Origin of the sequence: Amycolatopsis sp. CA-128772 (genome assembly GCF_002904295.1) — a bacterium.
Taxonomy (GTDB): domain Bacteria; phylum Actinomycetota; class Actinomycetes; order Mycobacteriales; family Pseudonocardiaceae; genus Amycolatopsis.
Map to the genome: position 1 here is coordinate 1 of NZ_PPHG01000068.1, position 8,509 is coordinate 8,509.

At 71.3% G+C, this 8,509-nt stretch carries 9 protein-coding genes; 4 read left to right on the plus strand and 5 right to left on the minus strand.

Annotation, left to right across the window (positions count from 1 at the left end):
- Nucleotides 1–405: 405 nt before the first annotated feature.
- The 5 genes from C2L59_RS23685 to C2L59_RS23705 are packed head-to-tail and all read right to left on the minus strand — an operon-like array spanning nucleotide 406 to nucleotide 4,060.
- Nucleotides 406–1,848 carry an NAD(P)/FAD-dependent oxidoreductase gene (locus C2L59_RS23685; RefSeq protein ID WP_103351709.1) on the minus strand — a complete coding sequence of 481 codons (1,443 nt, stop codon included), beginning with the start codon at nucleotides 1,846–1,848 and terminating at the stop codon, nucleotides 406–408.
- A complete protein-coding gene (locus tag C2L59_RS23690) occupies nucleotides 1,841–2,071 on the minus strand; it encodes a ferredoxin (protein WP_103351710.1) in 231 nt (76 codons plus the stop codon). Before C2L59_RS23690 ends, C2L59_RS23685 begins: the two co-directional genes overlap by 8 nt.
- A gap of 1 nt (nucleotide 2,072) precedes the next feature.
- Entirely contained in the window at nucleotides 2,073–2,690 is a 618-nt protein-coding gene (locus tag C2L59_RS23695) for a ferric reductase-like transmembrane domain-containing protein (protein WP_103351711.1), read from the minus strand.
- A complete protein-coding gene (locus C2L59_RS23700) occupies nucleotides 2,683–3,483 on the minus strand; it encodes a DUF4142 domain-containing protein (protein ID WP_103351712.1) in 801 nt (266 codons plus the stop codon). The genes C2L59_RS23695 and C2L59_RS23700 overlap by 8 nt, the downstream gene beginning before the upstream one ends.
- Nucleotides 3,467–4,060, minus strand: a complete 594-nt coding sequence (locus C2L59_RS23705; protein WP_103351713.1) for a hypothetical protein — start codon at nucleotides 4,058–4,060, stop codon at nucleotides 3,467–3,469. Before C2L59_RS23705 ends, C2L59_RS23700 begins: the two co-directional genes overlap by 17 nt.
- Before the next feature lie 238 nt (nucleotides 4,061–4,298).
- Here C2L59_RS23705 and C2L59_RS23710 point away from each other — a divergent pair, with 238 nt between their 5' ends.
- From C2L59_RS23710 to C2L59_RS23725, 4 genes are all read left to right on the plus strand, one after another.
- Nucleotides 4,299–4,859 (plus strand): sigma-70 family RNA polymerase sigma factor, encoded by a 561-nt coding sequence (locus tag C2L59_RS23710; RefSeq protein WP_103351714.1) that lies wholly within the window; start codon nucleotides 4,299–4,301, stop codon nucleotides 4,857–4,859.
- Nucleotides 4,860–4,866: 7 nt separating this feature from the next.
- Nucleotides 4,867–5,655: a zf-HC2 domain-containing protein gene (locus C2L59_RS23715; RefSeq protein WP_103351715.1), complete on the plus strand. Its 789-nt coding sequence runs from the start codon at nucleotides 4,867–4,869 to the stop codon at nucleotides 5,653–5,655.
- Nucleotides 5,656–5,927: 272 nt separating this feature from the next.
- Entirely contained in the window at nucleotides 5,928–7,265 is a 1,338-nt protein-coding gene (locus tag C2L59_RS23720; RefSeq protein WP_103351716.1) for a DUF1996 domain-containing protein, read from the plus strand.
- Between the two features lie 46 nt (nucleotides 7,266–7,311).
- A complete protein-coding gene (locus C2L59_RS23725) occupies nucleotides 7,312–8,250 on the plus strand; it encodes an SCO0930 family lipoprotein (protein WP_103351717.1) in 939 nt (312 codons plus the stop codon).
- Nucleotides 8,251–8,509: the final 259 nt, after the last annotated feature.

Genomic DNA, 8,509 nt, shown 5'->3' on the forward strand with positions numbered 1-8,509 from the left:
CGGGTCTCGCGTGATTGGGGGCGGATCGAGGGGCGGGTGGAGGCCGTCCCGGGGGTTCCCGTGCCCCCGGGACGGCCGTGCACCGGTGCTTCAAGACCGTGGAGTCCCTTCCGGCGGCATACCCTTCCGCCGGAACGGCCTCCACGGCCCGCGCGCCCCGGCGGGAGTGACCCCGCCGCGGCGCTCGACCTCGGGCCCCCGCCCGGTGCGCCGGAAGAAGGCCACCCCGGGGGCGTCGGGTTCCCTCGGGATGACCTTCTCCTGGCCCGCCGGACGCTCGTGGACGCGACCGCGAGGCGGGCTGGGGGACGGTCGGGGCCGGTCACCACACCACCCAGCCGCGGAGGGGGCGTGGTGACCGGCAAGGGACGGGAGCCGCCGCGCGCAGCCCCGCCCCGGCTTTCGTTACCTCCCCATCGGGATGGCCATGGTCGGCAGCGCCGCCCCCGGCTGGGCGGCGAACGCCGTCGTCGGCGGGGCCGGCAAGGACTGCGCGGGGAACGCGGTCGTCGGGATGTCGTTGGCGAACTCGCTTTCGAACTCGCGCTCGAAGGCCTGGTGGTCGAAGCCGCTGTCGAACTCCGGCGGCACGTCGGCCGCCAGTGCGGCGAGCGACGGCGCGACCGTGGGGACCTCGGGGACCTCGGCGACGGGCGCGGGCTCCGGCTCGGGCACGTAGTCGGGCGCGGGGAGCCGGCGGTCCAGCTCGGCCATCCAGTCGAGCATCGCCCGCGGCTTGTCCCACGCGGAGATGCCGACCAGCCGGCCGTCGCGGATGAACCCGGTGATGCCGTCGGCCAGCGTGACGGTGTCCTCGGCCAGCGACGGCATCCCGCACATCTGCAGCCGCGTGTCGTACAGCGTCGACCACGCGCGGGGGAGCGGGGTGAACGGAATGGCGCTGGAGTGGCCCATCAGCAGGTTGTCCGCCGCGTGCCGGGCCGACTCGACCGCGTTGATCCAGTGCTCGACCCGCCGCGGCGTCTCGTCGAAGCGCAGGTTCGGCCAGCGCGCGATGTCGCCCGCGATGACGACGTCGGAGGCGCCCTCGGCGAACAGCTTCGAGTCGCAGAGCACGCCGTCGCTGATGTCGAGGCCGGAGCCGCGCATCCAGTCCACCGACGGGACGCTGCCGATGGCGAGCACGACGACGCTGGCGACCAGCAGCTGGTTGTTCGTCAGGTGCAGCCCGACGGTGTCCTTCGTGCTGATCCAGTGCCGCACTTCGCTCTTCATCGCCAGCTTCGCGCGGTGCTCGTGGTGCGCTTCGACGACGCCGCTGGAGACGCGGTCGCCGAACCGGTGCAGCGGCGCCTTCGCGTGCCCGATCAGGGTGACGTCCCGGCCGATGTGCCGCATGCTCGCGGCGAACTCGTTGCCGATCAGCCCGGCGCCGATCACGACGGCCGGCTTCTTGCTGGCGTTGAGGCAGCGCCGCACGGCCATCGAGTCCTCGACCGTGCGCAGGATCCGCACGCGCGGGTCGTGCCGCGGCGATCCGGGCAGGTGCCGCGGGTAGACGCCGGTCGCGGCGATCAGGCCGTCGTACCAGAGGGACTCGCCGCCGGGCAGGTGCACGACCCGCTCGGTGGTGTCCAGGTGCGTCACGCGCGCGCCGAGGCGCCAGTGCACGTCGAGATCCGGCAGGTAGTGCGAAAGGCCCACGTCGCTGGGCCGTTCGGTCCCCATCACCAGCGCCTTCGAAACCATCGGGCGGTGGTACGGGCGCCGCGCCTCGTCGCCGATGAGCACGATCTCGCCGTCGAACTTCTGTTCCCGCAGGCGTTCCGCGGCACGCAGCCCGGCGACGCCCGCACCGACGATGACGATCCGGTCGCCGTCAGCCATCGAGGTCCCCTCTCATCACGACCGCCTGCATCGGGCAGCAGCGGGCGGCCATCTTCGCCTGTTCCATGGTGGTTTCGTCCAGCAGCCGCGTGATGAAGCGCAGGCGGCCGTCCTGACCGAGGTCGAACACGTCCGGCGCCTCCATGGCGCAGATGCCGTAGAGCTCGCACCGGTCGTTGTCGACGCTGATCCGGGGCCCGCTGCCGGGCAGACGGAGCGGCATGTCAGGCCACCTGCTCTTCCACGAGTCCGATGCGTTCCAGGGTGCGGGCCGGCATGAACCGCAGCATCGACACCGTCACGGCCGGCACGAGCAGCGTGATGCCGCCGAGCCAGGTGACCGAGAGGTGGCCGTTGGCGATGGCGCCGAACCAGGAGTGGAGCGCGATGAGCCCGACGGCCGGGTACGCGCAGCGGTGCAGCCACAGCCAGCGCCGGTAGGAGGTGAAGCGCTGCAGGCCGGCGGTGAGGAAGATGGCGAACATGACCTCGAAGCCGACGATGCCCGCGATGTGGCGCGCTTCCTGGCCGGAGCCGAACGGGACGAACATGTAGGCGAAGCTGTACGGCGCGACTGTCAGGTAGGTGAACCCCAGTGCGTGGACGAGGCCGAAGATGATCGTCGCGGTGGCCAGCACCATGTGGGTGCTGCGCAGGCCCTTCCGGCCGGTGACCGAGCGGATCCAGCCGGTCGCGGTGAGCACGCCCCAGGTGAGCGTCAGCATCGTCGCCGCGTAGGACGTCCGGGCGGCGAAGGCCGCGAGGCCGCGGGCCGCCGGGTCGGTCTTCGGCTGGAACTGCTGGGTCAGGAAGATCGTTGCGTCGTGCCAGGTCTCAACCATGGCTACCCCCGGTTCTCGCGGTGGCCGGCCGGGAAGCCCTGGCGCGGCCACGGTTACCCTTGATCTGGCGCAGCACGTAGAACAGGCCGCCGCCGACCAGCAGGAACAACGCACCCACCACGGCGAGCTGGGACGTGTCGAGGCCGAGCTGGATCCCGGTGGGCGCCGCGGTCGTGGAGACGACCGGCGCGGGCAGCGCGGTGTAGTCGACCATCCCCGTGCTCTCGAGCATCGTCATGTGCCGCATCACGGCCTGGTTGCCGACGGTGGCGAAAGCCCGCACGTCGTCGTTGCGGGTGCCGGCCCGCAGCTGCGCGAGGACGGCGAACACCTGGCCGTGCGCGGCCCGCAGCCGGTTGGCGAAGACGCGGTCGAACTCGGGGCCGGGGGAGGCGGCCATCTCCTCGGCGAGCCAGCCGCGCTGCTCGTCGGAGGGCTGGTCGGGGACCGGCGAGTTCAGCTTCTGCGACAGGGCGCGGGTCGCCACGTCGAGGCGGCCGTGGTCCATCATGATCGCGAAGCCGACCTTCTGGACGAGCGGGCTGCCCTTCTCCATCGCCATCATGCCGGAGGGCATCTCCCACAGCCCGGCCTGGCGGACCTTGGTCAGGAGCACCGCGTCGGTGTCGGAGACCGAGTTCACCGCGCCGGTCTGGGCGAGGGAGGTCGAGCCCGGCGCGAGCAGCGCCAGGACCGCGGCCAGCACGAACAGGATGCGGACCAGCGGCCGGGAGCGCTCGAGGACCGACGGGGATTCGAACCCGAACCCGGCCAACTCAGACGCCGAACGCATCTTGCCTCCACTCGTCCTGGGTCAGCGTGATCTTCTTGCCGTCCGGCGCGATCGGGTACCACGCCTGGTCGGCGCCCTGGCCGGAGGTGTCGGCCGGTTCCTGGTCGCCGGTGAAGTGGTACAGCGGCCAGCCGGCGAGGGTCTGCTGGGGGGTGCCGTCGTCGCGGGTGATCTGGCCGATCAGCGACTGGTCGACGTCGATCGGGGCGAGGGTGCCGGGCTTGACCGGGATCCACTTGGCCGCGCACGCGTCCGTGCAGTTCGACCGCGACGGCCGGGGGGTGTCGCGGTCGTAGCGGTAGATCGTGTACCCGGTCCCGTCGACGAGCAGGAGCCCGAGGTCGAACGTCTTCGCGGCCCGGAGCTGGCTCTTCGCCGGGTTGTTCGGGTCGGCGGTGATGCCCTGCGGCATCGGCAGCACGACCTGTCCTTGCTGTTGCTGCATGCCGGGCATCTGCATCCCGGCGGCGCCGTACCCGCCACCCGAGGTGGCGGCGCTGGCAGTACAGGCAGTGAGCAAGGCGAGTGCGGAGAGGCACACGGCGGCGGGGACCACCGGGCGGGGAATGCGGATCACTGCTCCTCCGTGGGGCATGACTACGCGCTGTTGCCGGTAGTGCAACGGAAAGGGCGCGAAAGATCCACAGTGGACATTCGGTCCGGAGTGGATGCGGAGCGTTGCGGGGGACAACGCCTGGTCGGGGTCTTCGGTAGGGGATACGGACACGGTCCGGAAACGGTTCAAAAAAGTTTTGCTCCCGGTTTGGGCCACGAAGTACTGGACGTAGGCCGTCCGGCCCACCAGGATGTCCCGCGTGGGACGGCACACCCGAGCGCTGGGATCCGTCGGAGATCCCGAGGCTGTCGTCGAGCCCGGCGACGGCTCCGACGATCTGGCGAAGGCGCTCTACCAGGAGTTCGGCGGGTCCCTGATGGCGTTCGCGCTGCGCCTGACCGGCCACGACCGGCAGTGGGCCGAGGACGTCGTGCAGGAGACCCTGATCAAGGCGTGGCGGAACGCGGACAAGCTCGACCGCCAGCCCGAGATGCTGCGTGCCTGGTTGTTCACGGTCGCCCGGCGTACCGTCATCGACGGCTGGCGCAGCCGCAGTGTCCGGCCCCAGGAGCTCGAGGAGATCGAATCCGACGCGATCGCGGTGTCCGACGAATCGGACCGGACGCTCGCCGCGATGATCGTTTACGAGGCGCTGCAGGGCCTTTCGCCCGAGCAGCGGGAGGCCATCCAGCAGACCTACCTGCGCGATCGCACCGTGAACGAAGTCGCGGCGACCCTCGGCGTGCCCCCGGGCACCGTGAAGTCCCGTATCCACCACGCCGTCCGCGCGCTGCGCCGGGCCCTGCGCGAGCGGGGGTGAACTGAGCGTGGCCGGTTCCGCACACACCGACGTCGCCGCGTACGTGCTCGGCGTCCTCAGCGAGGCCGAGAACACCCAGTTCGAAGCCCACCTGATGAACTGCCCGCACTGCCAGCTCGACCTGATCGAGCTCTACCAGCTGCCGGACGTCCTCGACCTGGTGAAGCGCAGCTGGCCGGAGCCGCCGATGCCGGCGCCCAGCCCGCGCACCCTCTCGCCGGGGCCCCGGGTGCTGCGCGGCCTGATGGAAGAGGCCGCGGTCAAGCGCCGCCGCCGTCGCCGGCTCGGCATCCTCGCCGGGGCCGCGGCTGCCGCGCTCGTCGTGGCCGGCCCGCTGGTGACCCTCGCGGTCCGGCCGGCCGACGCCGTCCCGCCCGCCTCGCTCGCCGCCCCGAGCGGCAAGCAGCCGCCGCCCGCGACGAGCGTCGCCGGGACGTCGACCCCGCCGCCGTCCGCACCGGCCGGCCAGCCCGGCGGCGGCCAGACCTACGGCCGCGGCAGCGGCGGGTCCGCCGTCAACGCCCTGGTGACCGTGTCCCCGGTGGAGTGGGGCAGCCGCGTCGAGCTCGAGCTGCGCGGGATCGTCGGGCCGGTCAAGTGCCAGCTGGTCGCCATCCCGGCGGCCGGCGACGAGCGCGTGGTGTCCAGCTGGTCGGTGCCGCCCAAGGGATTCGGCATCCCCGGCTCGCCCGAACCGTTGCGGCTGCAGGGTTCCGTCTCCCTGGCGATGGACCAGATCAGCCGGTTCGAGGTCCGCGGCGACGACGGCACGGTGCTTGTCGTCGTGCAGCGCTGAACCTTCGGTTTTCCGTCCCGTCTCCGTGACCTGGGTGAACGCTGCCCGGTTGCGTTCCGGTTGATAACGAACAGATAACGGGCCGGTCGCTTTTGAACCTCGGGGCGCTCGGGTCCGTATCCCCCAATGCATCCCCCGATGCACTCCGACAGCCGGAACCGCAAGCATCCCCTCCGGGTTCCGAGCGATCTCGACCTCAATTGACGGTAGTTCTTGCCCGGGCTGCCGCGCTGTTCGGCGCGCCCGGAATAACGAACGAGGTGAATCAGTCTATGGCCCGGAATTCTCGGCCCCCCGTGACGGGCAAGCATCGCGTCGCCCGCCGAACCAAGATCGCGATGGGCGCGATCGGCCTGGCGATCGCGGTCGGCGCACTCGCCGTCGCGGTCACCGCGGGCCGCACGGGCGAAGCCAGCGCGGACCCCGCGGACCCGTCGTTCTTCATCGACATCAACAAGGTTCCCGCCGGCAACAACGTCAACGCCGCCCTGAAGAAGAAGGGCGTGCGGGGTTCCTTCACCGTCAACTGCGGGACGAACGCCGACGGCGCGCACCAGAACCCCGACAACTTCATCGCCCAGCCGGGGATCAAGAACGGCGCCCAGCACCTGCACGACTACGTCGGCAACGAGACCACGGACGCCGACTCCAGCCTCAAGAGCCTGCTCGCCGGCGGCACCACCTGCAAGAACGGTGACAAGTCCGCCTACTTCTGGCCGGTCATCCGGATCGACCGCGAGGACAAGGCGCAGGACGAGCAGAAGAACCAGCAGGCGCAACAGCAGCAGAAGGGCAAGACGGGCGACGTCCAGCAGGACCAGAGCGCCCGGGACGCCCGGGATGCCCAGGACCAGCGCAACAGCCAGGGCCAGGGCGGCGGCCGTTCGGGCCGGAGCGCGCAGCAGCAGGGTGACCAGAACCAGAACCAGGACGGTCAGCAGCAGCGCCGCCAGCGCAACCAGGACCAGAACCAGCAGCAGCAGAAACAGAACAACCAGGACCAGGCCAACCAGGACCAGGGTCAGCAGCAGGACGAGCTCGGCGGCGTCCAGGGTGAGAACAAGGAGGTCGGCGACAACGACGGCACGATCATCGAGCCGGAGTCGGCGACGCTGAAGTTCATCGGCGGTGGCGCGCAGGACGTCGTCGCGATGCCGCTCGGCCTGAGGATCCTTTACGGTGACGCCAAGCAGAGCACCAACGGCCCGAAGAACGCCCGGCCGAGCTGGACCTGCACCGGGTTCGAGGACCGGCTGACCGACCTCTACCCGATCTGCCCGGCGGGCAGCAAGGTGGAGCGGATCCACGCCTTCCCGAACTGCTGGGACGGCAAGAACACCGACAGCAAGGACCACCGCAGCCACATCGTGTTCGCCGACCAGCAGGGCAAGTGCCCGCAGGGGTTCAAGAACGTGCCGCAGCTCGAAGTCACGCTGGTGTACAACGTCCCGCAGGACGTCCAGCAGAACGGCGAGTACAAAGTGGACGCGTTCGCCCAGGAGAAGCACAACCCGCGGTCCGACCACGACGACTTCGCGAACGTGATGAGCAAGCAGATCATGGGCCGCCTGGTCAACTGCATCAAGTCCGGCAAGACCTGCGCCGAATAAGCGTCGCCGTCCCGTCCCTCCGGCCAGTCAGGAAGGAGAACCTCCGATGTACCGTGCTCGCCCGGTTGCCGCTCTGCCGCTCGCCTTCGCCGGACTCGCGCTGGTCGCGGCCTGCGGAACCAACCCGTACGCCCCTTCCGGTGCCGTCCAGCAGCTGACGCTCGGCGCGCAGCAGCAGCAACCGGCGAGCGCGGTCCCGGCCGGTTCGGCGGCCGGCCAGGCCCAGCTGATCACGTCCACAGTGGAAGGTCTGGGCGAGGTGCTGGCCGACGGCGAAGGACACACGCTCTACCGCTACGCGAAGGACGCGGCCGAACCGTCGAAGGCCACCTGCGCCGGCCCGTGCGCGATGACGTGGCCACCGCTGGTGTCCGACGTCCCGGCGCTCGCCGCCGGCGTGGACGCCCGCCTGATCGGTCAGGTGACCCGGCCGGACGGCAGCAAGCAGGTGACGGTCGCCGGCCGGCCGGTCTACCGGTACGCCAAGGACACCGGGCCGGGCGTGGCGCTCGGCCGCAACGTCAGCGCGGACTGGACGGCGGTCACGCCGGCGGGGCAGCAGGCGGGCAGCGGCCCGGCCACCCTCGGCACCACCGGCGTCGCCGGCCTCGGCCCGGTCCTGACGGACTCGGCCGGCCGCACGCTCTACCTGTACACGAAGGACACCAAGGGTTCCGGCAAGTCCACCTGCGACGGAGCCTGCGCGCGCAAGTGGCCACCGCTGCCCGCGGACGGCCGGATCACCGTCGCCGGCGGCATCGACCCCGGCCTGGCCGGCCGCATCCGCCGGCCGGACGGCACGAGCCAGGTGACGGTCGGCGGCTGGCCGGTGTACACCTACAGCCAGGACGCGGCGCCCGGAGAGGCCGGCGGCCACGGCACGGGCGGCACGTGGTTCGCGGTGGAACCCAACGGCTGCAAGGCGAACCCGGCGAGCCGCCCCGAGGTCAGGCAGGCGGTCGCGACCACCCCCGGCGTGTACTGACCCGCCCCACGAGCCCCGGTCCGGTGGACGCTTCCCTCCACCTCACCCCCCTGTCCGCCGGGCCGGTTGCTTCACCCCGAGAAGAAGCGGGATCCCTCCCGCGCCCCGAGCCCCGGTCCGGTGGACGCTTCCCTCCACCTCACCCCCCAGTCCGCCGGGCCGGGATTCTTCACCCGACGATCCGGCCGAGCCGGGTCAGCGAAGGAGGAAACGGCGGGAGTCGCTCCCGCCCGCGAGTTCCGGCCCGGTGGACGCTTCC